The following is a 24,027-nucleotide window of genomic DNA, read 5'->3' as shown; positions in this document are numbered from 1 at the left end:
GGTTCCGGGATGGCAATGTCCGCGCTTCTGCAATCCGGCCAAGCTGGGTAGGGAGAACGATGCTCGCTTACATCGCACGGCGCGTACTGGCCACCATTCCGGTGATGCTGATCGTCGCCTTCTTCGTGTTCTCGCTGCTGTATCTCGCGCCGGGCGACCCGGCAGCGGTGATCGCCGGCGACCAGGCAACGCCGCAGGATGTCGAGCGCATCCGCGCCTCGCTCGGGCTCGACCGCCCCTTCGTGGTGCGGTTCGGCGAGTGGCTGTGGCGCATCATGCAGGGTGATCTCGGCGTCTCGATCTTCACCAACCTGCCGGTCAGCCACATGATCGCGCAGCGCATCGAGCCGACGACGAGCCTGATGCTGATCACCATCACCCTCGCGATCCTGATCGCGGTGCCGATGGGCGTGATGGCGGCGTGGAAGGCGGGCTCGTGGATCGATCGCGGCGTGATGGCGTTCGCGGTGTTCGGCTTCTCCGTGCCGGTGTTCGTGACGGGCTACCTGCTGGCCTACATCTTCGCGCTCCAGCTCGAATGGCTGCCGGTGCAGGGCTACACGCCGCTGAGCCAGGGTTTCTGGCCGTTCCTCGAGAACCTGATCCTGCCCTCTATCGCACTCGGCTCGATCTACATCGCGCTGATCGCGCGCATCACGCGCGCGACGATGCTCGAGGTGCTGGCGCAGGACTACATCCGCACCGCCAAGGCCAAGGGCCTCGGCAGCCGCGGCATCCTGTTCCTGCATGCGTTGAAGAACGCCGCCGTGCCGATCTCGACCGTGATCGGCATCGGCATCGCTTTGCTCATCGGCGGCGCGGTGGTCACCGAGAGCGTCTTCGCCATCCCCGGCCTCGGCCGGCTCACCGTCGATGCCATCCTCCGCCGTGACTACCCTGTCATCCAGGGCGTGGTGCTGCTGTTCAGCTTCATCTACGTGCTGGTGAACCTGGGCATCGACCTGCTCTACACCGTCTTCGACCCGAGGATCCGCTATTGAGCCCCGACACAGCGATGGCCACGGCACCCGCGATGGTGGATGTGTTCCCCGAAGAGGTGAAGCGGGGCCGCATCCGAACCTTCATCCGCCGCCACCCGACGATCGCGCTCGGTGGCTTCCTGCTCGGCGTCATGGTGTTCCTCGCCGTGTTCGCGCCGCTGCTCATGACGTCCGACCCACAGGCGCTGGCGCCGGCACGACGTGTGCGCCCGCCCTCGGCGCAGTTCTGGTTCGGCACCGACATGCTCGGCCGCGACGTTTATTCGCGCGTGCTCTACGGCGCGCGCGTGTCGCTCATCGTCGGCATCGCGGTGGCGGTGCTCGCCTCGATCGCGGGGCTGACCATCGGGCTCATCTCGGGCTTCATCCGCGCCTTCGACGGCATCATCATGCGGATCATGGACGGGCTGATGTCGATCCCGCCCATCCTGCTCGCGATCGCGCTGATGGCGTTGACGCGGGGCTCGGTGCAGAACGTGATCATCGCCATCACGGTTGCGGAAATCCCGCGCGTGTCGCGGCTCGTGCGTGGCGTGGTGCTGTCATTGCGCGAGCAGCCCTATGTCGAGGCGGCGATCGCAGCCGGCACGACGACGCCGCGGATCATCCTTCGCCATATCCTGCCGAATACGCTCGCACCGCTCACTGTGCAGGCGACCTACATCGCGGCGTCGGCGATGATCACCGAGGCGATCCTGTCCTTCATCGGCGCCGGCACGCCGCCCATCATCCCCTCCTGGGGCAACGTGATGGCGGAGGGCCGCGCGCTCTGGCAGGTGGCTCCCTACATCGTGTTCTTCCCGGCCTTCTTCCTCTCGGTCACCGTGCTTGCGGTGAACCTGCTCGGCGACGGTCTGCGCGATGCGCTCGACCCCAGGCTTGCGAAGCGGATCTGAGGGAGGGTGCGATGAACCAGACACTCACGGGCGCGCCTGCGCTGAACAAGACCGAGGCCGCCGCCGCGAAAGCAGGCCACACCGGCCCGCTGCTGCAGGTCGATGACCTGCGGACGCATTTCCAGACGATTGACGGCACCGTGCGCGCGGTCGACGGCCTATCGTTCCAGATCGCCGGCGGCGAGACGCTGGCGGTTGTGGGCGAATCGGGCTGCGGCAAGTCCGTCACCTCGATGTCGATCCTCCGGCTGATCCAGGAGCCGCCAGGCAGGATCACAGGGCGCATCCTGTTCCAGGGCACCAACCTGCTCGAGGTGCCCGAGCACGAGATGCGCAAGATCCGCGGCAACGCGATCAGCATGATCTTCCAGGAACCGATGACGAGCCTGAACCCGGTGCTCACCGTCGGCCGGCAGATCGGCGAGACGCTGCGGCTCCACCAGGGGATGGACGACAGGCAGGCCGAAGCGCGCGCGGTCGAGATGCTCGACCTGGTGCACATCCCGGAAGCGAAACGACGCGTGCGCGAGTATCCGCACCAGCTCTCGGGCGGCATGCGCCAGCGCGTGATGATCGCGATGGCGCTCGCCTGCAACCCGCAGCTGCTGGTGGCCGACGAGCCGACGACCGCGCTCGACGTCACCATCCAGGCGCAGATCCTCGACCTGATGCGCGAGCTCAAGTCGAAGCTCGGCTCCGCCATCCTGCTGATCACGCACGACCTCGGCGTCGTCGCGGAAATGGCGGAGCGGATCGTGGTGATGTACGCCGGCCGCAAGGTTGAGGAGGCGACGGCGATCGACCTGTTTGCGCGGCCGCGGCATCCCTACACGCAGGGGCTGCTTGGTGCCGTGCCGAAGCTCGGCTCCTCGCTCACCTCCACCGGGCGGTCGCGGCTGTCGGAGATCCCGGGCATCGTGCCGAACCTGAAGAAGCCGATCATCGGCTGCGCCTTCGCCGGCCGCTGCCCTGCCGTGACCGACATCTGCCGCAAGGTCGCACCGGCGGTGGAGACGAAGGCGCCCGGGCATTTCGTCGCCTGCCACAACGCCCCGCGCGAGGCGGTGGCGGCATGAACACCGGAACGATGAACGCCGGAACGATGAACAGCGGGCCGGAACGATGAACAGCGGAATGATGCAGGCACAGAACAACGCCGCTCCCGTGGCCAAGCGCCCGCTGCTCGAGGTCAACGACCTCAAGAAGCATTTCCCGATCCGCTCCGGCTTCCTGTCGGGAATCTCGGCCTACGTGTACGCCGTGGATGGCGTGTCGTTCTCGATCGACAAGGGCGAAACGCTTTCGCTCGTGGGCGAATCGGGCTGCGGCAAAAGCACGGTCGGCCGCACCATCCTGCGGCTGATCGAGCCGACAGCGGGCCAGGTGCTGCTCGACGGGCAGCGGATCGACGACCTGCCGGCCTCGCAGCTTCGCCCGCTGCGCCGGCGCATGCAGGTGGTGTTCCAGGACCCGTTCTCGTCGCTCAACCCGCGGCTGCGGGTTCGTGACATCCTCGCCGAGCCGATCACCAATTTCGGCCTTGCCTCGGGCAAGGCGGATGTCGATGCCCGCGTGGCGGAGCTGCTCGACAAGGTACGGCTGCCGAGGGACGCGATGAAGCGCTATCCGCACGAATTCTCGGGCGGGCAGCGGCAGCGCATCGGCATCGCGCGTGCGCTCGCCCCCGGCGCCGACCTCATCATCTGTGACGAGGCCGTCTCGGCGCTCGACGTCTCGGTGAAGGCGCAGATCGTCAACCTGCTGTCCGACCTTCAGGACGAGCTGGGCCTGTCGCTTCTGTTCATCAGCCACGATCTCGCGATCGTCGAGCACATCACCCACCGCGTGGCGGTGATGTATCTCGGCAAGATCGTCGAGGTGGCGGAGAAGCGGGCGCTGTTCTCCGCCCCGAAGCACCCCTATACCGAGGCGCTGCTTTCGGCCGTGCCGCTGCCTGACCCGACGGCCAAACGCGAGCGCGTGATCCTGACCGGCGACGTTCCGTCACCCATCAAGCCGCCGCCTGGCTGCCGGTTCCACACGCGCTGCCCGCACGCGTTCGACCGCTGCCGGATCGACGAGCCACCACTGAAGGCGATCGCGCCCGGCCATCTGGCTGCCTGCCACCTGCACGATGCGGGTGTCATGCGCACGACGCCGGCGGCAGCCCTCGTCTGACGCGCTGCCCCCGCGGGCAGGGGGCCACGCGCGGGTTGCAGCGAAGGGGCGCTTGACTGTCATGCGCACGTGCCCTGACACTCCCGCCCGGAACGGTGGCCGCACCTCTGGTGGTGCGGCAATGACAAGGACGGGGGAGAGGGCGCATGCCTCAGGTTTCGCTCAAGGTGAACGGCAAGCCCGTGACGGCGGAGGTCGAGGGCCGCACGCTGCTCGTCGACCTGCTCCGCGAGACGCTCAGGCTCACGGGCACCCATGTCGGCTGCGATACGAGCCAGTGCGGCGCCTGCGTGGTGCACATCGATGGCGAGAGCGTGAAGGCGTGCACCATCCTCGCCGTGCAGGTCCAGGGCAGCGACGTGCTGACGATCGAGGGCCTCGCTGCTGCGGATGGCACGCTGCACCCGATGCAGGAGGCGTTCCGCGAGTATCACGCGCTGCAGTGCGGCTTCTGCACGCCCGGCATGGTGATGAGCGCGATCGACCTCGTGAAGAAGAACCCGAAGGGGCTCTCCGAACAGGAGATCCGCGAAGGGCTCGAGGGCAATCTCTGCCGCTGCACCGGCTACCACAACATCGTCAAGGCGATCGATGCCGCGCAGCAGGTGATGCACGGCAAGGTGAAGGAACTCCCGCGGGCGGCAGAGTAGGCCAGCACCGCGAAAGAAGAACGGGTTGGGCAGGGCTCGGTAACGGCTGGGCTCGACACGAGAAAAACGGGAGACGTCAATGGCATTCGAAGGCATCGGCGCATCGGTGAAGCGGCGCGAGGACCTGCGCTTCCTCTCAGGCCGCGGCAATTATACCGACGACATCAACCGTCCCGGCCAGCTGCATGCCGTGCTCGTGCGCAGCCCGCACCCGCACGCGCGCATCACCGGCATCGATACGGCGGCGGCCAAGGCTGCCCCCGGCGTCGCGGCCGTGTTCGTCGGTGCGGATCTCGCGGCCGAGAACATCGGCGGGCTTCCCTGCGGCTGGCAGATCCACAACAAGGACGGCTCGCCGATGGCGGAGCCGCCGCACCCGGTGCTGGCCATCGGCAAGGTGCGCCACGTGGGTGACCCGGTCGCGGTGGTGATCGCCGAGACGAAGGCGCAGGCCAAGGACGCCGCCGAGCTCGTTTCGGTCTCGTATGACGTGCTGAAGGGGGCGCCCTCGCTCGAGGCGGCGCTGCGGCCAGGCGCGCCGCTGGTGCATGACGAGGTTGGCGGCAACCTCTGCTACGACTGGCACATCGGCGACAAGGATGCGACCGATGCGGCGTTTGCCGGCGCGCACAAGGTGGCCAGGCTCGAACTCGTCAACAACCGCCTGATCCCGAACGCGATGGAGCCGCGCGCGGCCGTCGGCGAGTTCGATACGATGTCGGGCGATTACACGCTCTACACCACGAGCCAGAACCCGCACGTCATCCGCCTGCTGATGGGTGCCTTCGTGCTGCACATCCCCGAGCACAAGCTGCGCGTCGTCGCCCCCGATGTCGGCGGTGGGTTCGGGTCGAAGATCTACCATTACGCCGAGGAAGCGATCGTCACCTGGGCATCGGCGAAGGTAAAGCGCCCGGTAAAATGGACGGCCGATCGCACCGAGAGCTTCATGTCCGACGCGCACGGCCGCGACCATGTGACGGTCGCCGAGATGGCGATGGATGCGAACGGCAAGTTCCTCGGCCTTCGCGTGCACACGCACGCCAACATGGGCGCCTATCTCTCCACCTTCGCGCCCTGCGTGCCGACCTACCTCTACGCGACGCTGCTCGCCGGCACCTACACCACGCCGGCGATCTACGCCGAGGTGAAGGCGGTCTTCACCCACTCCGTGCCGGTCGATGCCTATCGCGGCGCCGGGCGGCCAGAGGCGTCCTTCCTGATCGAGCGGCTGGTTGACCAGTGCGCGATCGCGATGGGGATGGACCGCGTCGAGATCCGCCGGCGGAACTTCATCCCGTCATCCGCCTTCCCCTACCAGACTCCGGTGGCACTCCAGTACGACAGCGGCGACTATGTCGCGACCCTGGAAGCCTGCCTGAAGGCATCCGACTGGGCGGGGTTCGAGGCGCGCAGGGCCGCGGCGAAGGCACGCGGCAAGCTGCGCGGCATCGGCATCTCCACCTATCTCGAGGCGTGCGGCATCGCGCCGTCCGCCGTCGTCGGCTCGCTCGGCGCACGCGCGGGCCTCTACGAGGTGGCGAACATCCGCGTGAACCCAACCGGCTCGATCACGGTGTTCACCGGCACGCACAGCCACGGCCAGGGCCATGAGACGACTTTCGCCCAGTTGATGGCCGCCAAGTTCGGCGTGCCGATGGACCAGGTGGACATCGTGCACGGCGACACGGCGCGGATCCCGTTCGGCATGGGCACCTATGGCAGCCGCAGCCTCGCCGTCGGCGGGTCGGCGATGGATCGCGCGGCCGACAAGATCATCGCCAAGGGCAAGAAGATCGCAGCCCACCTGCTCGAGGCCGATGCCGCCGACATCGAGTTCAAGGACGGCAAGTTCCAGGTGGCGGGAACCGACCGCTCCAAGGCACTCGCCGAGATCAGCCTGACCGCGTACGTGCCGCACAACTACCCGATCGAGGAACTCGAGCCCGGCCTCGAGGAGACGGCGTTCTACGACCCGAAGAACTTCACCTATCCGGGCGGCTGCCACATCTGCGAGGTGGAGATCGACCCCGACACGGGCGTCGTCTCGGTCGTGAACTTCACGGCGGTGGACGATGTGGGCCGGGTGATCAACCCGATGATCGTCGAGGGCCAGGTGCAGGGCGGCGTGGCGCAGGGCATCGGCCAGGCGCTGCTCGAGACCTGCGTCTATGACGCCGACGGGCAGCTGCTCTCGGGCAGCATGATGGACTACACGATGCCGCGGGCCGACAACCTGCCCAACATCAGCGTCGGCACCTCCGTCACGCTCTGCACCCACAACCCGCTGGGCGTGAAGGGCTGCGGCGAGGTCGGCGCGATCGGCTCTCCGCCCGCGGTGATCGGCGCGGTGGTGGATGCGCTGAAGGACCACGGCATCACGCATATCGACATGCCAGCCACGCCGCAGAAGGTGTGGGGCATCATCAATGCCAACCGGCCCCGCATGGCGGCCGAGTAGCGGAAGGGGACACGCGATGTACGAATTCACCTATCACCGCCCCGGCTCTGTCGCCGATGCCGTGAAGCTGCTGGCTGACCCCGATGCGCGGGCGATGTCGGGCGGCATGACGCTGATCCCCACGCTGAAGCAGCGGCTTGCGCGGCCGACCGCGGTGGTCGACCTCTCGGGCATCGGCGAGCTGAAGGGCATCACCGTCTCGGGTGGTACCGTGAAGATCGGCGGCATGACGACGCACGCAACCGTCGCCTCCTCGGCGGACGTGGCGAAGGCGATCCCGGCACTGGCGAAGCTCGCGGCGCATATCGGCGACGCGCAGGTGCGCAACCGCGGCACGATGGGCGGCTCCGTCGCCAACCACGACCCGGCGGCGGACTATCCGGGCGCGGTGCTGGCGCTCGGTGCCACGGTGCACACCAACACGCGCGCGATCGCGGCGGATGATTTCTTCAACGGCATGTTCTCGACGGCGCTGGAGCCTGGCGAGATCGTCACCGCCATCAGCTTTCCGGTGCCAGAGAAGGCGGCCTACGTGAAGTTCCCCAACCCTGCCTCGCGCTACGCCATGGTCGGCGTGTTCGTCGCCAAGGGGCCTGCCGGGGTGCGCGTCGCCGTGACGGGTGCAGGGGCGAACGGCGTGTTCCGCCATGCGGCGATGGAAGCGGCGCTGGCCAAGAACTGGTCCGCCGCCGCGCTCGATGGCGTGACGACGCCGGTCGATGACCTGAACGGCGACATCCACGCCTCCAAGGAATATCGCGCGCACCTGATCGGCGTGATGGCCAAGCGCGCCGTCGCCGCCGCGGGCTGATCGTGGCCGCTCCGAGCGAAGGGCGCAGGCCCTTCCTTCGGGGTGGACGGAGACGACGATTGATGCGCGCGGTGCCGGGCGGGTGCCGCGCGCTTTTCGCATTCGCGATCGCTGTCCTTCTCTCGTGCACCCCCGCCGCACCCACCCGCGCCCAGGACATCGAGCCGCGCGCCTTCTCCAACGCGCCGGTCGGGGTGAACTTCCTGGTCGGCGGCTATGCCTACACGAGCGGTGGTCTCTCCTTCGACCCGGCCGTGCCGGTGACCCAGGCGGAACTGACCACGACGAGCGCGCTCATCGGCTATGCGCGTGTGATCAACGTGTTCGGCATGACCGGCAAGGTCGATGCCTACATTCCCTACACGCGCCTGACCGGCGATGCGCTGTTCCAGGGCCAACCCGTCTCGCGCGATGTGCGCGGGCTCGGCGATCCGCGGTTCCGCTTCTCGGTGAACTTCATCGGCTCGCCGGCGCTGACGCTCCAGGAATTCCAGAACTGGGAGCAGGACTGGATCGTCGGTGCCGCGCTCCAGGTGTCGGCGCCGCTCGGCCAGTACGACAACGAGCGCGTGGTGAACCTCGGCACGAACCGCTGGTCGTTCCGCCCGCAACTCGGCGTCTCCAAGTCGTTTGGCGACCTGACACTCGAGTTCACCGGCACGGTCAGCTTCTTCACCGACAACAGCGACTTCTTCAACGGCCGCACCCGGTCGCAGGAGCCGATCTATGCCGCCGAGGGCCATGCGATCTACAGCATCGGCCGCGGCATGTGGATCTCCGCCGACGCGACCTGGTTCACCGGCGGCAGGACAAGCATCGACGGCGACGAGAATGACGACAGCCAGCGCAACTGGCGCTTCGGCGGCACGTTCTCGTTCCCGCTCAGCCTCAACTACTCAGTGAAGCTGTTCGCCAGCCGCGGCGTCGCCGCCCGCACGCGCAACGACTACGACCTGGTCGGGTTCGCCCTGCAGTATCGCTGGGGCGGGGGGCTGTAGAGCACGTTCCGATCGATTGGAATCAATCGATCGGAAGGTCGTGCTCTAGAAACATCAATGGGTAGAGCAGCTTGGCCCGATCTGATGGAACCGATTCCGGTTCCATCAGATCGGGCGCTGCTCTAGCGCTCACCCACCCCGGCGCGGCACGGTGGCGAGCCACTCTCCCAGATCCCGCGCATAGAAGCGCGCATTGCCCGTTGTGCCGTGGCCCGTCGTCTCGGGGCTTGCCGGGATCAGCAGAAGCTTCGCGTTCGGGATGCGCTTCAGTGCGTCCTCCAGCACGCCCGTCTCGGGCGGGTTGCGCTCATCATCGGCGGCATTGATCACGAGCACATGCGAGGTGATGCGATCGAGCCGGGCTGAGGGGTCGTAGTCGCGCGAGGCGTCCCACTGGTAGACGTAGTCGTTCGCATCCGCCCGGAACGGGGCGGCCATGCGGTTCTCAAGGATGCGGTTCGCCGCCTCGGTCGTGGGTGCATTCTTCTGCCAGGCGAGCGTGCCGCCATTGGTGCCGATGCCGTAGAAAACCCCGACGAAGCGGGCCATCGCCGGCTGCGTCGCATAGTCGCCGCCCATGTAGGCGGGGTCGTTTCGGATGCCGTCGACGATCATGCGCCGCATCAGCCAGTTGCGGCTGGCCATCGCGGTGGGCTGCGAGGCCATCGGCACGAGCGCATCGGCGAACCCCGGATGCGTCACGCCCCAGACCCAGGCATGCATCCCGCCCATCGAGTTGCCGAGGATCAGCCGCACGCGACGGAGTCCGAGCCCCTCGGTCAGCAGTCAATGCTGGGCCTGCACCATGTCGTCGAAATTGTAGCGGGGGAACCTGGCGCGCAGTCCGTCCGACGGCTTGGCCGAGCCGCCGGCGCCGAGCGCATCGGGCAGGATGATGAAGTGCCTGGCCGCATCGAGCGGCTGGCCGGGGCCGAAGAGCTGGCCGGCGAAGCCGGGGCCCAGCATGTTCGCACCCGAACCCGCCGTGCCGTGCAGCACCACCACCGGCTCGCCCGACGGCTCGCCGATCGTGCGGTAGTGGAGCTTGAGCTCCGCCATCACCTCGCCGGTGTGGAAGCGGAAGTCACGCGCCGTCCAGCTTGCCTCGCGGGGCTCTGGGAAGTTCCGCTGCGCCTGGGCCTCTACCTGCGCGGGCGCGCAGAGCCCGAGCGTGCCGAGCGCGGCGAGGCAGAGCAGGGCGCGTCGCCCGATGCCGATGGTGCCGACTGTCATGCCAATCCCCCGTTCTGTCGTTGCCGCTACAGTATCGGGTACGACGGCGAAACGACAGCGGGAACGTCGCCGCTCAGCCTGCCAGCGTGCGCGCCAGCCGGAACGCGACCGAGACGGAGGCGTTGCGCACCGCGGCACGATCACCAGCGAAGACGTGGCGTTCCACCAGGAGCGTGCCGCCGCGCCGCGCCGCGCCGATGAAGACGAGGCCGACGGGCTTCGTTTCCGTCGCCCCGCCAGGCCCCGCGATGCCGGTGACGGAAAGCGCGACGTCGGCGGTGCTGACGCCGAGCGCGCCATCGGCCATCTCGCGCGAGACCTCCTCGCTCACGGCGCCCACGCGGGCGAGCGTCTCCTCGCTCACGCCGAGCATCGCGCGCTTGGCGTCGTTCGAGTAGGTGACGAAGCCGCGATCGAGGACATCGGACGATCCCGCGATCGCAGTCAGCGTCGCCGCGATCAGCCCGCCGGTGCAGCTCTCGGCCGTGACGATCATCAGCCGCTTCTCGCGGAAAAGTGCCAGCAGCGCTTCTGCCTCGGCGAGCAGGAGAGGGGTCATTGCAGCACCTCCGGCATGAGCATTCGCAGGGCGAGGAGCGCTGCCGCGGCAAGCGTGCCGGCGACGAGGTCGTCCAACATGATGCCGGCAGCGTCGTGCCGACGGTCGGCCCAGGAGACGGGCCAGGGCTTGGCGATGTCGAACAGCCGGAACAGTGCGAAGGCAGCGACCACGCCCAGAAGGGACACAGCACCGAGGCCCGCCAGCGCGAGCCACTGCCCCGCCGCCTCGTCGATCACGATCCAGCCCGAATCGGCGCCCTGCGTCTCCGCCGGGAGTGCTGCGATCGCGCGCACGCCGATCCAGGCCAGCGCCAGCGCGGCGGCAGCAACCAGCAGTGGCCCGCCAAGGGCCAGAAGCGCGACCCCCGGGGCGAGGGCGGCAAGGCTCCCCCACGTGCCGGGGCCGAAGGGAAGGCGGCCGACGCCCCAGAGCGAGGCGATGGCGTCGGCGCGCGCGCTCATGCCTGCGCCCCGATGAAGGCATCAACCGTCCCGGCAAGCCCGGGCTCCGACAGCGTCGGCGCATGGCCGACGCCGGGCAGCTCGACATAGGCCATGCGGGGGAAGCGTTCGCGCATCCGGTGGGCGGTCGCGGCCGAGAGGATGTTGCTCGTCCCCCCGCGCACCAGCAGCGCGGGGATGCGGGCGAGCGGGGCGAACAGGTCCCACAGGTCGCCTGGAACGCCACGGTCGAGCCCGCGGGCGATGCGCCTGTCCCAGTTCTCGACCCAGGTGCCGCCCTCCGCCTCGCGGAAGGTGAGGCGTGCCATCTCGCGCCACTCATGGTCGGTGCGGAGCGAGAGCCACGGCAGCGCGTCGCGGAGATATGCCGCGGCGGCGTCGAGGTTCGCATGGCGGTGCTGGGTGCCGACGAAGCGGTGCACGAAGCCCATGCCGGACGGGTCGATCTCCGGCCCCGCATCGTTCAGCACCGCGGCCGTCACCATGCGGGGGCGGACGGTGGCGAGCCCCATCGCGAGAACCGCCCCGAGCGAGGTGCCGATGGCGACGACGCGGCGAAGCCCGAAGGCGGCAACGACGTCGATCACGTCCTTCAGGATCCGCTCCGGCAGGTAGCGTCGCCAGAGCCAGGCGCGATCCGACGCGCCACGGCCAGGGTAGTCGGGCGCGAGCACCAGGCGCGTGCCGCAATGCCGCGCGGCAAGCCCGGCAAAGTCACCGCCGGTGCGCACGAGGCCGGGCAGGCAGAGCAGCGGCGTGCGCGCCGTCATCTCGCCCCAGCTCAGCACCGAGACGTTGAGCCCACCCCTGACCCTGACGCGGCGCGCCGTGCCGGGCGGCCGCGCCTCGGGGGCAGTCACGCAGCACTCTGCCCCGGCCCGGGCAGGCCGGCGGTCAGCAGGGCGGGCAGGGCGGCGAGGCTCTCGATCTCCGCCTCAGGCGGGGCCCAGGCAAACTCGCCCCGCGCACCGCTGCGGTTGAGCCAGATCGTGCGCATGCCGGCGAGCCTCGCCCCGGCAACGTCCCACGCATTGGCCGAGACATAGGCGATGTCCCCGGCAGGGATGCCGAACCGCGCGGTGGCGAGCTGGTAGACGGCTGGGTTCGGCTTGAACACGCCCGTCGGCTCGGCCGAGAGAAGCGCATCGAACAGGCCGTACACCTCGCCGGCCTTGGCGGTTGCCGTGACCATCATCGTCGAGGCGTTGGTCAGCAGCGCGAGCGGGCGGTTGCGGTTGCCGCCAAGCTGGCCAAGGGCCGGCTTCACGTCCGGGAAGGGTGCTGCCTGCAACAGGCCCTGCATCAGGCGCGCCCGCAGGAGCCTGTCATGGGCGAAGCCGAGCGCGCCCATGGCGTGGTCGAGCGCTTCGCCGGTGAGCTCCCACAGCTCGACCTTCCGTCCCGTGGCGGTCGCGATCCAGGCGTATTCGAAGCGCTTTGCCTGCCAGAGTGCCGCGAGCGCCTCCGCGCGACCGTCAAGCTGCGCGGCGGCGGCGAGCACGGCCGCGGTGGTGTCGAACACCGTGCCGTGGCCGGCGAACACCACGGCGCGCACGCTTCCGATCACGCCGGTCGGTGCACTTGTTGGGGTCACGCTCGGGGTCGCGCTCATGGCCGCACCGCCGCGAGGGTGCGCACGGGGTGGCGCGCGGCGGCATCCGCCGTGCCAGCCCGCGCCCGGTAGATCGTTACGCTCTCGATCACGCGCATCACGTAGTTCCGTGTCTCGGAGAAGGGGATCAGCTCGATCCAGTCGATCGGGTCGATGTCGGTGACACGCGGGTCGCCGTTCTGGTCGAGCCACTGGCGAACCCGGTGCGCGCCCGCATTGTAGGCCGCAAGCGCGAGCGGCACCGCGCCGTCGAACTCATCCAGCCGCTTGGCGAGATAGGCGGTGCCGAGGCGCATGTTCGCGTCCGGGTCGGTCAGGCGGGTGGCGAGCGCCGGCTGTTTCAGCTCCCGCGCCATCGCGCGTGCCGTCGCCGGCATCAGCTGCATCAGCCCCCGTGCGCCGGCGGGGCTCAGCGCGCCAGCATCGAAATTGCTCTCCTGGCGCATCAGCGCGAGGGCGAGCGCACGCTCTATCCCCGGCGGTGGCTCGACCGGAACGGGCCAGCCGGCATCGGGCAGGATGGTGCCCGTGGTGACGGCGACGCGACGGGCCATCCACACGCCCGTCTCCGCCTGGCCGAGGGCGACGGCGAGAGAGCCCGCGAGGCCGCGGTCGGTCGCGTCAGGAGCGATCTCGGCCAGCCGCAGCAGCACCTGCCGCGCCCGCCGCGTCTCGCCGATCGCGACGAGGATGCGCGCGGCCTCGGCCAGCTCGCGCCCGGCGAAGGCGGCGACATGGGCAGGTTCCGCCGCGGCAGGGCCGGTGGCGGCGATGCGAAGGCCGAGCTCCGCGTCGCTCTCGCCGGAGGCCAGCGCGGCAAGCTGGCCGTAGAACGTGAACGGATGCTGGGCAGCCGAGCGCCAGGCAGCCCTGGCATCGTCGGGCCGCTGCAACGCCGCGAGCGCACGGCCGCGCCAGTAGCCGCCGCGGGCGAGGCTGATCGGGGCAACGGCGTTGCGCTCGATCGCCGTGAAGTGGGTCAGCGCCCGTGCCGGCTCACCGCGGCGGCGGAGCGCGATCCAGCCGCTGACGAACTCCGCCTCGAGATACGCCTCCGTCGGGCCTGGCGGCAGGCCGTGCCCTGCCGAGAGGCGAAGCGCCTGCGCATCGTCGCCCTGCCTGAGCAGGCGGCGGACGACGATCTGCCGCTCGGCCCAGAACTGGCCGAGCCGCGCGACGCCCGCAGCCGATTGCGCGGCCGGTCCCTCGGCGATCCAGAGGCGTGCTGCCTCGTCGTCACGGTCCTGGCGGCGGAGGCTGCGCACCCGCTCGAGGAAGACGAGGGGGTCGCGACGCGCCTCCGGCATCTGCACGAGATCGCCTTCCGATCCCGTCAGCGCCTCGAGCCGCGCGCGTGCCGCGACCTGGCGGCCGGGGGGGAGCTGCGGCAGCAGTCGCTGCGCGGCGGCCTGCTCGCGCGCCCAGGTCAGGCGGTCGAACCGCGCCCAGTTGTCCTCCGCCCTGATCAGGCCGGGATGACGCTCGACCAGCGCGCGTTCGGCCGCGGCGTCGGGGCGGAGCAGCACCCATGCCTCGCGGCGGAGGCGCTGCGCACCGGCCGCATCGCGCGCCTCGATCGCCTCCGCGTAGCGGAGCATGCCCGGCGCCGTGCGCGGCGGGCGACGCGAGAAGAAGCCGCGCACCACGCCATCGTCGAGAACGGTGGCGTGCATCTCCTCCGCACGGCGGGCGAGCGTGTCGTGCAGCGGCCAATCGGGGTTCTCGGCGATGAAGCGCGCCACTTCGCCGGCACTCGCGGGGCCGGAGAGCAGGCGCAGCCACTGGGCAACCTTGGCCGGCACCGGGGCGGCGCAGCGGGCAGGCTCCGCCCAGCGGCCGGCGGCGGCGGCGGTGACGACGGCGCGGCAGGCAGCATCCATGCCCTGGTTCGCGGCACCTTGTGCCAGGGATGGTCGCGCGCCAATCACGCTTGCAACCGCCAGGAGCAAAACCGAGAGACTCGTGACGATCCGTCTGCGCATGGCTTGGTTGTATTGCCTCGCGGTGCCACTTGTCACGGATCGACGCAGAAGCGAGTGTGCGCGCGATGCGGACGCGCTGGTCCGCCAAGGAGAGAAAGATGTTCAAGGGATCGCTGGTCGCGCTGATCACGCCGATGCGCCGGGACGGCGCGATCGACGAGAAGGCCTTCCAGGACTTCGTCGCGTGGCAGGTCCGCGAGGGCACGCACGGGCTCGTTCCCGTCGGCACCACCGGCGAGAGCCCGACGCTGTCCCATGCCGAGCACAAGCGGGTGGTCGAACTCTGCGTCGCGGCCGCGGGCAAGCGCGTTCCCGTGATCGCCGGGACAGGCTCGAACTCGACCGACGAGGCGATCGACTTTACACGCCACGCCAAGGCAGCGGGCGCGGATGCCGCCCTCGTGGTCACGCCCTACTACAACCGCCCGACGCAGGAGGGGCTCTACCTCCACTTCAAGGCGATTGCGGAAGCATCTGATTTTCCGCTTATCATCTACAACATCCCGGGCAGGTCCGCCGTCGACATGACGGTCGAGACGATGGCGCGGCTGGCGAAGTTGCCGAACATCGTCGGGGTGAAGGACGCGACCGCGAACCTCGCCCGCCCGCTGCACCAGAAGCGCGAATGCGGGCCCGATTTCGTCCAGCTCTCGGGCGAGGACCATACGGCGGTGGCCTTCCTCGCCTCCGGCGGGGTCGGGTGCATCTCGGTCTCGGCCAACGTCGCGCCGCGGCTGTGCGCCGACATGCACGAGGCGTGGCAGCGCGGCGACGTCACCGGTGCCATGGTGATCCAGGAGCGGCTCGTTCCCGTCCATGACGCGATGTTCTGCGAGACGTCTCCCGGTCCGGTGAAGTACGCGGCCCACCTGCTCGGCCATTGCGAGGAGACGTGCCGCCTGCCGCTTGCCCCGGTTGGCGACGCCAACAAGGCGCGGGTGCGCGCGGCGCTGGTCGAAACCGGCCTCCTGAACTGAGAGAATCGATGTGGCCGAGGCGCGCAAGAAAGGGCTGATCGCGCACGGGGTGGTGGCGCAGAACCGCAAGGCCCGCCACGACTACACGATCAAGCAGACGCTCGAGGCCGGCCTCGTGCTGAAGGGGCCGGAGGTGAAAAGCCTCCGCCTCGGCCGCGCGACCTTGACCGAAGCCTGGGCCGGCGAGCGGAACGGCGAACTCTGGCTGTTCAACGCCTACATCCCCGAATACCAGGCCGGCGTGCTGAGCCGGTTCGAGCCGCGCTCACCCCGCAAGCTGCTCGTGCACCGCAAGCAGATGCGCGAGCTCATCGGTTCCATCGCGCGCGACGGGGTGACGATCGTGCCGCTCGAGATCAACTTCAACGACAAGGGGCGCGCGAAGGTGGTGCTTGGCGTCGCCGTCGGCCGGAAGAAGGCCGACAAGCGAGAGGCGGTGAAGGCGCGCGACTGGCAGCGCGAGAAGTCGCGCCTGCTGCGCGGGCGCGGGACCGTCGCTGGCTGAGCCTCAGGGCGGGGCCTGGCGCAGCGCCCGGCGCATCACCTTGCCCGTCGCCGTCACGGGGAGAGCGGGCACGAAGGCGATCTCGCGCGGGTATTCGTGCGCCGCGAGCCGCGTGCGCACGAAGCCCTGGATCTCGGCGGCGAGCGCCTCGCCAGGCTCATGGCCCGGGCGGAGCACCACGAAGGCCTTCACGCGCTCCGTCCGCACCGGGTCGGGCACGCCGATGACGGCGGCCATCGCCACGGCCGGGTGGCGCGTCAGGCAATCCTCCACCTCGCCAGGGCCGATGCGGTAGCCGGCCGAGGTGATCACGTCATCCTCGCGGCCGACGAAGAAGAGGTTGCCGGCTTCGTCCTGCCGTCCCTGGTCACCCGTCACCAGCCAGTCGCCGCGGAACTTCGCGGCCGTTGCGTCGGGGTTGTTCCAGTAGCGCAGCATCATCACCGGGTCGGGCGCGCGAATGGCGATATCGCCGAGCGATCCCGGTGGCAGCACCGCGCCGTCGTCCCCGATCACCGCGACCCCATGACCCGGCACGGCGCGTCCCATCGACCCTGGTGGTGAGGCGAACAGGTCAGCAGCGGCCGAGACGACGAGGTTCGCCTCCGTCTGCCCGTAGAACTCGTTGATCGTGAAGCCGAATGCCTCCCGCCCCCAGTCCAGCAGCCCTTCGCCGAGCGTCTCGCCGCCCGAGGCGAGGCTGCGCAGCGTCACGCCCGAAGGCGCGCGCGCGGCGCGGAGCATGCGCAGCGCGGTCGCCGGCATGAACACGTTGCGCACGCCGTGCCGCGCCATCAGCGCGAAGGCGGCATCGGGGTCGAATTTCGGGAAGCGGTGCGCGAGAACGGGGATGCCGTGGAACAGGCTTGGCAGCAGGACGTCGAGCAGGCCGCCGATCCAGGCCCAGTCGGCCGGCGTCCAGAACAGGTCGCCGGCTTGCGGGAAGAAGCGGTGCGGAAGCTCCACGCCGGGGAGATGGCCAAGCAGGACGCGATGCGCATGCAGCGCGCCCCTCGGCTGCCCGGTGGTGCCCGAGGTGTAGATGATCAGCGCAGGGTCATCGGCCGCTGTGTCGGCCGTGGCGAAGCGGTCGGAGGCGGCGGGCAGCAGGGCGGCGAGGTCCTCCGCCCCCACCATGCCGCCATCGACGGTGAAGACGGCGCGGAGACCGGGCAGGGTATCGCGCAAGGGGGCGAGCATGGCGGCACCCGCGCCATCGGTGATCACCGCGGCTGCGCCGCTGTCGGCCAGGCGGAAGGCGACCGCATCGGGGCCGAACAGCACGAACAGCGGCACCGCGATCGCGCCCATCCGATAGGCGGCGAGGTGGGCTGCGGCCGTCTCGAGCCGCTGCGGCAGCAGGATCGCCACCCTGTCGCCCCGCCCGATGCCGCGTGCGGCGAGCACGTTCGCCATCCGGCAGGAGAGGGCGTGCAGCGCATCGAAGCTCACCCGCGTCTCACGGCCGGCCTCGTCGAGCGCGATGATCGCCGTCCTGCCCGCCCCATCGGCCCAGGCATCGATCGCGGCGGCGATGTTGAAGCGGGCCGGGATGGCCCAGCGGAACGAGGCGGTGAGCGTTCCGTGGCTGGCGGCCGGGGCGAGGAGGCGACGGTCCATGCCGGGCTTGTAGCGGGCCGGGCCTTGCGCATCTATCAGCGTGTGTGAGGAGACAGGGCAATGGTGGACCAGGTGAGACGCACATTCGGCATGATGGCGGCCCTCGGCGCGGCACTCGTGCCCTTCCGGCCTGACCCTGCCTCGGCGGCCGGCAAGGTCGCGTGGGATTTCACCTTCGACGGCATCGAGGGTGAGCCGATCGCGCTCGCCGAGCATCGCGGCAAGGCGTTGCTCGTGGTCAACACCGCCTCGTTCTGCGGCTTCACCAACCAGTATGCGGGCCTGCGCAAGCTGCACGAGACCTACGGGCCGCGCGGCCTCGTCGTCATCGGCGTTCCGTCGGGGGATTTCCGCCAGGAGAAGGCCGACAACGCCGCGGTGAAGCAGTTCTGCGAGGTCGAGTTCGGGATCGAGTTCCCGCTCGCGGCCATCACGCGCGTGACGGGGCGCGAGGCGCATCCCTTCTTCGCCTGGGCCGCCGCATCGGCGGCACCGCCGCGCTGGAACTTCCACAAATACCTGATCGGCCGTGACGGCCGCGTCGCCGGCTCCTGGGGGGCGACGACCTCGCCCGAGAGCAGCGTGATCACGGGCGCGATCGAACGCGCACTGGCCTCACAAGCCGCCTGAGCTGGGGGGCTTCGGCAGCAGCGCCACGGCGATGAAGGCTGCCGTCGCCGAGAGTGCGATGCCGAACGCCATCGCCCAGCCGGCAGGGTCGAGAATGAGGCCGAGGCCAAGCCCGACGAAGGCCGCGATGCTCCATTGGAGGCAGCCGAGCAGGGCCGAGGCACGGCCTGCCATCAGCGGGAAGGGCGCGACCGCACCGGCCTGCGCGTTCGGCTGGATCACCGCGAAGCCCACCATGTAGAGGATCAGCGGCAGCGCGACGGTGGCGAGCTGTGGCCCGGCTAGTGCGAGCGACACGGGCCCGGCCCAGCCGCAGGCGAGGCACCAGGCCGCACCCGCCCACATCATCCGCCGCGGTGGGATGCGCGCGCTGAACCGCCGCACGATCAGGCTTCCGGCGACATAGCCCGCCACAGCCGAGGCGAACACGATTCCATAGGCGAGCGGGTCAAGGCCGAGGCCGCCCTGGATCACGTGCGAGGAGCCTGAAATGAAGCAGAACAGCGCCGTATAGCTCGCTGTTGCCACGAGAGCGTGATTCAGGAACCAGCGATCCGCCAGCAATCCGCCATAGGCCCGGATGAGGGAGGCGGGGTCGAGCGCGCGGCGGTCGAGCGTGGGCGCCGTCTCGGCAAGCCCGCGCCAGACGAAGGCCGTGATGGCGAAGGCAGCCACCAGCAGGAGAACGAAGCTCGCCCGCCAGCCGGACAGTGCGGTGACGATGCCGCCGAGCACGGGGCCGATGGCGGGCGCAAGCGACATCAGCCCCGCCATGGTGGCGAAGACGGCTGGCGCACGTTCCTGCGGAACCGTGTCTCGCACGACGGCGCGCGCGACAACGGGCCCGGCGCAGGCCCCGATCGCCTGGACGATGCGTGCGGCAACCAGCGCCCCGAGCGTTGGCGCAAGGGCGCAGGCGGCGGTCCCGAGTGCGAACAGCCCAAGCCCCCAGAGCATCGCGGGGCGGCGGCCAAATCGATCAGCAACAGGGCCATAGACGAGTTGGCTCGGTGCGAAGGCGAGCAGGAAGCCGGACAGTGTCCATTGCACCCCGGCGGCATCGGTGCCGAAGGCAGCGGCGATGGCGGGAAGGGCGGGGAGGTAGAGGTCGGTCGAGAGGGGGCCCAGCGAGATCAGCCCCGCTAGCAGCCATACAGGCGGCATCGGGGCGCGGCGTTCCGCCTCAGGCTGGCTCATAAAGCATCGTAATGATGGCCTCGAATACGTTGTGAAACATTGGTTCCGTCAACCTGCCCGTATTGGTGTTGTAGCGGCTGCAATGGTAGCTGTCGATCAGCACGGCACCCGTCGGCAAGCGGTGGATCGCTGCGTGGGCGAAGCGCCAGGCGGACTGGCGCTGGCCAAGCGCGCGCAGGGTGGCGCTATGGGCGATGGCGCCGAGTGCCAGGATGACCGAGAGGTGGCGCAGGCCTGCAATTTCCTCGGCGAGGAAGCGGTTGCAGGTGGCGATCTCGGCGGGGGTGGGCTTGTTCTCCGGCGGCACGCAGCGCACCGCGTTGCAGATGCGCACGCCTGCCAGCGTCAGCCCGTCATCGGCGCGCTCGTCATAGGTGCCTTGGGCGAGGCCGTATTTCAGCAGCGTGGCATAGAGCAGGTCGCCGGCCCAGTCGCCGGTGAAGGGACGGCCGGTGCGGTTGGCGCCGCGAAGGCCGGGGGCGAGGCCGACAATCAGCAGCCGCGCGTCGCGTGGTCCGAAGGAGGCGACCGGCGCGTTGTGCCACGGGCCCTCCGGGTCGGTGGCGAAGCGGGCGCGGTTGTCGTCACGGAACGCGGCAAGCCGGGGGCAGAGCCGGCAATCGCCCTCCGGCGGCACGCGACGACGTGCGGTCCAGGCGGATCAGGGCGTTTCCGGGTCGGGAACGCCGCGCCAGGGTGCATCGGGCGTCGCGCGCGGGCCGCCGACCGTCTCGACCGTGAAGGTGCGGCCGGAGGCGGAGACACCCTCGGCACGGTCACGTGCCATGTCGCGCCCGGGCCCGTGCTCGCGCGGCGGCACGACGCGGCGGGTGAACTCGCCCATGATGTCGGCGAGGTCGACGAACTGGTCGCACTGGCGGCGAAGCTCGTCGGCGATGAGCACGGGCTGGGTCTTGATGGTGGAGACCACGGTGACGCGCACGCCCTTCCGCTGCACGGCCTCGATCAGGCGGCGGAAGTCCCCGTCGCCGGAGAACAGGACGATGTGGTTCACGTGCGGCGCCATCTCGAGCATGTCGATGGCAAGCTCGATGTCCATGTTGCCCTTGACGCGCCGTCGGCCGGTGCTGTCAGTGAATTCCTTGGCGGGCTTGGTGACGACCGTGTAGCCGTTGTAGCCCAGCCAGTCGACGAGCGGCTTAAGCGGCGTATATTCCTCCGTCTCCAGCACGGCGGTGTAGTAGAACAGCCTGACGATATAGGCCTTGTTGCGGAAAAAGGCATGGAGCGACTTGTAGTCGACATCAAAACCCAAGGTCCGCGAAGCGGAATAGAGGTTGGCGCCGTCGATGAAAACCGCGACGCGCTCATTGTCGTTGAACATGTACCGCTCCTGATGGGGGCAAACGGCCCCATACGCCATTGTGCCAGCCTCGCGCCCCACATCGCGAGTCTCCGCCGCCGATTGTCATGTTACCTAACTCCATCGTGACGGAAAGATGAAGCGTGAACCTGATCGCGCTTGGCGCAAACCTGCCAGGACCTGATGGCGTGGCGCCGGCCGTGACGCTGCGCCGCGCCGCGGCCGCGATCGGCGCCCTGCCTGGGCTCGGCGCCGTCGCGCTGTCGCGGCTGTGGGACAGTGCCCCCGTGCCAGCATCCGCCCAGCCTCGCTTCGTCAATGCCGTGCTGGCCGCGGAGGGCAGCGTGGAGCCTGAGGCGCTGCTCGACGCCCTGCATGCGATCGAGGCGCGCTTCGGCAGGGTGCGGGGCGAGGTGAATGCTGCCCGAACGCTCGACCTCGACCTGATCGACGCGAACGGGGTGGTGCGGACGGGGCGCCTGGTGCTGCCGCATCCGCGCCTCGCCCAGCGTGCCTTCGTTCTCCTGCCGCTGGCGGAGGTGGCGCCAGGTTGGCGCCACCCGGTGACGGGAGAGGATGTCGGGACCCTGCTCGCCGCGCTCGAACCCGCTTCCCGCGCTGCCTGCCGGCCGCTCGAGAGGGCGCCCGACGACCCCGCCCTTGCCTGATGCAGCGCAGCACGCTATTTCAACCGATCCGCCCCGTGGGGTCATTGCCGGAGGGTCGAGCGCATGGCGCGCGTCACCGTGGAAGACTGCGTCGAGAGGATCCCCAACCGCTTCGAGCTCGTGATGCTCGCCGCCCAGCGCGCGCGCAACATCAGCCGGGGTGATTCGCTCACGCTCGATCGCGACAACGACAAGAACCCCGTCGTCGCGCTGCGCGAGATCGCCGATGAAACCGTGCCGCTCGACGGGCTGCAGGCCGACCTGATCAAGAGCCTCCAGCGCGTCCCCGAGCCGGAGCCTTCGTCGGAGGAGGTCATGGACCTGCTGCCGACCGAGAGCAACATCTTCGCCGGCATGGACATCTCCCCCGAGGAGGTCGCAGCCGAGGAAGCCGGCGGCGAGGCCGCGCCGGACGAGGACATCGAGGCCGCGATCGCCCGCGAACTCGGCGGCTGAGCGGGGGCCGCCCCATGACACGGCAGGGCGCCGCACGCATTCGCGCCCTGCCGCCACGCCTTGCGCCTCACCACGCCGATGCCTGAGGGCACGGCAGCCCAGGCCGCCATCGGCGCGGACCTCATCGCCCAGGTCCGCGCCTACGACCCGAAGGCTGACGGCGAAATCATCTCGCGCGCCTTTGATTTCGCCGCCAAGGCGCACGCCACCCAGACGCGCGACAACGGCGACCCGTATTTCACCCACCCGGTCGAGGTCGCGCACATCCTCACGGGCTACAGGGTCGACACGAACTCGATCGTGACGGCCCTGCTCCACGACGTGGTGGAGGATACCGCAGTTTCGCTGGCCGACATCGAGAAGGGCTTCGGCCGCGATGTCGCCCGCCTTGTCGACGGCGTCACCAAGCTCACCCGCCTCGAGCTGCAATCGGACCGGACCAAGCAGGCGGAGAATTTCCGCAAGCTCGTGCTGGCGATGAGCGAGGACATCCGCGTCCTGCTCGTGAAGCTCGCCGACCGGCTGCACAACATGCGCACGCTGCGCTACGTGCGCGACGAGACCCGCCGCCGGCGGATCGCCGCCGAGACGATGGAAATCTACGCCCCGCTTGCCGAGCGCATCGGCATGGACAGCGTCAAGACCGAGCTCGAGAGCCTCGCCTTCCGTGAGCTCCAGCCCGATGCCTGCGCCTCCATCCTCGCGCGCATTGCCTTCCTCCGCGGCGAGGGTGCCGACCTGATCGACCGGGTGACGGAGGATCTCAAGCGCCTGCTCGCCGAGCACGGCATCACCGCCGAGATCACCGGCCGCGAGAAAAGCCCCTACTCGATCTGGCTCAAGATGCACCGGCGGAACGTTGCCTTCGAGCAACTGTCCGACATCATGGCGTTCCGCGTCGTCGTTCCCTCGATCGACGAGTGCTACCGCGCGCTCGGCGTCGTGCACGCCGCCTTCCGCGTCGTGCCCGGCCGCTTCAAGGACTACATCTCGACGCCCAAGCCGAACGGCTACCGCTCGCTCCACACCGGCGTGATCCTGGCCGAGAGCAGCCAGAAGATCGAGGTGCAGATCCGCACGCGCGAGATGCACGAGATCGCCGAATACGGCGTCGCCGCGCACTGGTCGTACAAGGATGGCGTTGCACCGGGGGCGGATGCGCCGAAGCAGTATCGCTGGCTGCGCTCGCTGCTCGAGATCCTCGACCAGGCCTCGGGGCCTGAGGAGTTCCTGGAACACACCAAGCTCGAGATGTTCCAGGACCAGGCGTTCTGCTTCACGCCGAAGGGTGACCTGATTACCCTGCCGCGCGGTGCGACGCCGGTCGACTTCGCCTATGCGGTGCACTCGGAGGTGGGCGATACCTGCGTCGGCGCCAAGGTGAACGGGCGCATCGTGCCGCTGCGCACCGAGCTTGCGAACGGCGACCAGGTCGAGATCGTCACCGCGCGCGGGCATACGCCGAACCCCGCGTGGGAGCGGTTCGTCGTCTCCGGCAAGGCGCGCGCGCGCATCCGCCGCTTCGTCCATGCCCAGTTGCGCACCCAGAATGTCGAGGCTGGCCGCGCGGCACTCGTGAAGGCGTTCCGGCAGGAGGGCGTCGAGGGAGGTGCCGCGATCCTCGATGGCGTCCTGAAGGCGTTGAAGCAGCCATCGGTCGAGGACCTCCAGGCAGCGGTGGGCTCAGGCGCGATCGGGGCGCGCGAGGTGGTGTTCGCTGCCTATCCGGAACTGCGGCCGACGCCACGGGCCTCGCCGCTGCTGCCGCTCGCCCGCGGCCGGGCGCGGCCGGGCGCGCCGCCATT

General features: G+C 69.5%; 25 protein-coding genes. 14 read left to right on the top strand and 11 right to left on the bottom strand.

Annotated features, from left to right (window positions below):
- Positions 1-59: 59 nt before the first annotated feature.
- From Q0C38_RS15175 to Q0C38_RS15140, 8 genes are all read left to right on the top strand, one after another.
- Entirely contained in the window at positions 60-1,001 is a 942-nt protein-coding gene (locus Q0C38_RS15175) for an ABC transporter permease (protein WP_291297950.1), read from the top strand.
- A 14-nt stretch (positions 1,002-1,015) separates the two neighbouring features.
- On the top strand, positions 1,016-1,897 hold the full coding sequence (locus tag Q0C38_RS15170; protein ID WP_291297949.1) for an ABC transporter permease: 882 nt from the start codon (positions 1,016-1,018) through the stop codon (positions 1,895-1,897).
- A gap of 11 nt (positions 1,898-1,908) precedes the next feature.
- The gene (locus Q0C38_RS15165; RefSeq protein WP_291297948.1) at positions 1,909-2,973 is read left to right on the top strand and encodes an ABC transporter ATP-binding protein; all 1,065 of its coding nucleotides are present in this window, start codon (positions 1,909-1,911) and stop codon (positions 2,971-2,973) included.
- A gap of 46 nt (positions 2,974-3,019) precedes the next feature.
- Positions 3,020-4,075, top strand: coding sequence for an ABC transporter ATP-binding protein (locus tag Q0C38_RS15160; RefSeq protein ID WP_291297947.1), 1,056 nt, complete (start codon positions 3,020-3,022; stop codon positions 4,073-4,075).
- Between the two features lie 146 nt (positions 4,076-4,221).
- A complete protein-coding gene (locus tag Q0C38_RS15155) occupies positions 4,222-4,725 on the top strand; it encodes a (2Fe-2S)-binding protein (RefSeq protein WP_291297946.1) in 504 nt (167 codons plus the stop codon).
- 79 nt (positions 4,726-4,804) lie between these two features.
- Complete coding sequence (locus tag Q0C38_RS15150) at positions 4,805-7,186, top strand: xanthine dehydrogenase family protein molybdopterin-binding subunit (RefSeq protein ID WP_291297945.1); 2,382 nt, start codon at positions 4,805-4,807, stop codon at positions 7,184-7,186.
- Between the two features lie 16 nt (positions 7,187-7,202).
- Positions 7,203-7,997 (top strand): xanthine dehydrogenase family protein subunit M, encoded by a 795-nt coding sequence (locus Q0C38_RS15145; RefSeq protein ID WP_291297944.1) that lies wholly within the window; start codon positions 7,203-7,205, stop codon positions 7,995-7,997.
- 62 nt (positions 7,998-8,059) lie between these two features.
- Positions 8,060-8,995: a transporter gene (locus Q0C38_RS15140; RefSeq protein ID WP_291297943.1), complete on the top strand. Its 936-nt coding sequence runs from the start codon at positions 8,060-8,062 to the stop codon at positions 8,993-8,995.
- 129 nt (positions 8,996-9,124) lie between these two features.
- On the opposite strand, the gene Q0C38_RS15135 is transcribed toward Q0C38_RS15140, so the two are convergent.
- The 7 genes from Q0C38_RS15135 to Q0C38_RS15105 all read right to left on the bottom strand — a co-directional run bounded on the left by Q0C38_RS15135 (position 9,125) and on the right by Q0C38_RS15105 (position 14,845).
- Positions 9,125-9,778 (bottom strand): alpha/beta fold hydrolase, encoded by a 654-nt coding sequence (locus tag Q0C38_RS15135; RefSeq protein ID WP_291298008.1) that lies wholly within the window; start codon positions 9,776-9,778, stop codon positions 9,125-9,127.
- Positions 9,779-9,781: 3 nt separating this feature from the next.
- Positions 9,782-10,228, bottom strand: coding sequence for a hypothetical protein (locus tag Q0C38_RS15130; protein WP_291297942.1), 447 nt, complete (start codon positions 10,226-10,228; stop codon positions 9,782-9,784).
- Between the two features lie 73 nt (positions 10,229-10,301).
- A complete protein-coding gene (locus Q0C38_RS15125; protein WP_291297941.1) occupies positions 10,302-10,787 on the bottom strand; it encodes a CinA family protein in 486 nt (161 codons plus the stop codon).
- Complete coding sequence (locus tag Q0C38_RS15120) at positions 10,784-11,251, bottom strand: phosphatidylglycerophosphatase A (RefSeq protein WP_291297940.1); 468 nt, start codon at positions 11,249-11,251, stop codon at positions 10,784-10,786. The genes Q0C38_RS15125 and Q0C38_RS15120 overlap by 4 nt, the downstream gene beginning before the upstream one ends.
- Positions 11,248-12,111 carry an alpha/beta fold hydrolase gene (locus tag Q0C38_RS15115; RefSeq protein ID WP_291297939.1) on the bottom strand — a complete coding sequence of 288 codons (864 nt, stop codon included), beginning with the start codon at positions 12,109-12,111 and terminating at the stop codon, positions 11,248-11,250. Before Q0C38_RS15115 ends, Q0C38_RS15120 begins: the two co-directional genes overlap by 4 nt.
- On the bottom strand, positions 12,108-12,863 hold the full coding sequence (locus tag Q0C38_RS15110) for a haloacid dehalogenase type II (protein WP_291297938.1): 756 nt from the start codon (positions 12,861-12,863) through the stop codon (positions 12,108-12,110). The genes Q0C38_RS15115 and Q0C38_RS15110 overlap by 4 nt, the downstream gene beginning before the upstream one ends.
- Positions 12,860-14,845 (bottom strand): lytic transglycosylase domain-containing protein, encoded by a 1,986-nt coding sequence (locus tag Q0C38_RS15105; protein ID WP_291297937.1) that lies wholly within the window; start codon positions 14,843-14,845, stop codon positions 12,860-12,862. The genes Q0C38_RS15110 and Q0C38_RS15105 overlap by 4 nt, the downstream gene beginning before the upstream one ends.
- A gap of 98 nt (positions 14,846-14,943) precedes the next feature.
- On the opposite strand from Q0C38_RS15105, the gene dapA reads away from it, so the two are divergent.
- Complete coding sequence (gene dapA / locus Q0C38_RS15100; RefSeq protein ID WP_291297936.1) at positions 14,944-15,822, top strand: 4-hydroxy-tetrahydrodipicolinate synthase; 879 nt, start codon at positions 14,944-14,946, stop codon at positions 15,820-15,822.
- A gap of 10 nt (positions 15,823-15,832) precedes the next feature.
- Positions 15,833-16,327: an SsrA-binding protein SmpB gene (gene smpB / locus Q0C38_RS15095; protein WP_291297935.1), complete on the top strand. Its 495-nt coding sequence runs from the start codon at positions 15,833-15,835 to the stop codon at positions 16,325-16,327.
- Between the two features lie 3 nt (positions 16,328-16,330).
- Here smpB and Q0C38_RS15090 read toward each other — a convergent pair whose 3' ends face one another.
- The gene (locus tag Q0C38_RS15090) at positions 16,331-17,947 is read right to left on the bottom strand and encodes an acyl-CoA synthetase (RefSeq protein ID WP_291297934.1); all 1,617 of its coding nucleotides are present in this window, start codon (positions 17,945-17,947) and stop codon (positions 16,331-16,333) included.
- 60 nt (positions 17,948-18,007) lie between these two features.
- Here Q0C38_RS15090 and Q0C38_RS15085 point away from each other — a divergent pair, with 60 nt between their 5' ends.
- Complete coding sequence (locus Q0C38_RS15085) at positions 18,008-18,577, top strand: glutathione peroxidase (protein WP_291297933.1); 570 nt, start codon at positions 18,008-18,010, stop codon at positions 18,575-18,577.
- Here Q0C38_RS15085 and Q0C38_RS15080 read toward each other — a convergent pair.
- Genes Q0C38_RS15080 through Q0C38_RS15070 form a run of 3 tightly spaced genes read right to left on the bottom strand, consistent with a single transcriptional unit; the run spans position 18,563 to position 21,158 of the window.
- Positions 18,563-19,741 carry a multidrug effflux MFS transporter gene (locus Q0C38_RS15080; RefSeq protein ID WP_291297932.1) on the bottom strand — a complete coding sequence of 393 codons (1,179 nt, stop codon included), beginning with the start codon at positions 19,739-19,741 and terminating at the stop codon, positions 18,563-18,565. The genes Q0C38_RS15085 and Q0C38_RS15080 overlap by 15 nt on opposite strands.
- A gap of 19 nt (positions 19,742-19,760) precedes the next feature.
- Positions 19,761-20,411, bottom strand: a complete 651-nt coding sequence (locus Q0C38_RS15075) for a uracil-DNA glycosylase (RefSeq protein ID WP_291297931.1) — start codon at positions 20,409-20,411, stop codon at positions 19,761-19,763.
- 24 nt (positions 20,412-20,435) lie between these two features.
- Positions 20,436-21,158, bottom strand: a complete 723-nt coding sequence (locus Q0C38_RS15070) for an NYN domain-containing protein (RefSeq protein ID WP_408870036.1) — start codon at positions 21,156-21,158, stop codon at positions 20,436-20,438.
- An 83-nt stretch (positions 21,159-21,241) separates the two neighbouring features.
- On the opposite strand from Q0C38_RS15070, the gene folK reads away from it, so the two are divergent.
- From folK to Q0C38_RS15055, 3 genes are all read left to right on the top strand, one after another.
- Positions 21,242-21,766, top strand: coding sequence for a 2-amino-4-hydroxy-6-hydroxymethyldihydropteridine diphosphokinase (gene folK / locus Q0C38_RS15065; protein ID WP_291297929.1), 525 nt, complete (start codon positions 21,242-21,244; stop codon positions 21,764-21,766).
- Positions 21,767-21,829: 63 nt separating this feature from the next.
- Positions 21,830-22,222 carry a DNA-directed RNA polymerase subunit omega gene (gene rpoZ, locus Q0C38_RS15060; protein WP_291297928.1) on the top strand — a complete coding sequence of 131 codons (393 nt, stop codon included), beginning with the start codon at positions 21,830-21,832 and terminating at the stop codon, positions 22,220-22,222.
- Positions 22,223-22,300: 78 nt separating this feature from the next.
- A partial coding sequence (locus Q0C38_RS15055) for a bifunctional (p)ppGpp synthetase/guanosine-3',5'-bis(diphosphate) 3'-pyrophosphohydrolase (RefSeq protein WP_291297927.1) occupies positions 22,301-24,027 on the top strand: 1,727 nt, incomplete at its 3' end.

It is taken from the genome of Elioraea sp. (assembly GCF_022842375.1).
Classification (GTDB): Bacteria; Pseudomonadota; Alphaproteobacteria; order Acetobacterales; family Acetobacteraceae; genus Elioraea_A.
The sequence above is the reverse complement of the archived record's forward strand: the minus strand, read 5'-3'. Positions and strand labels throughout refer to the sequence as shown.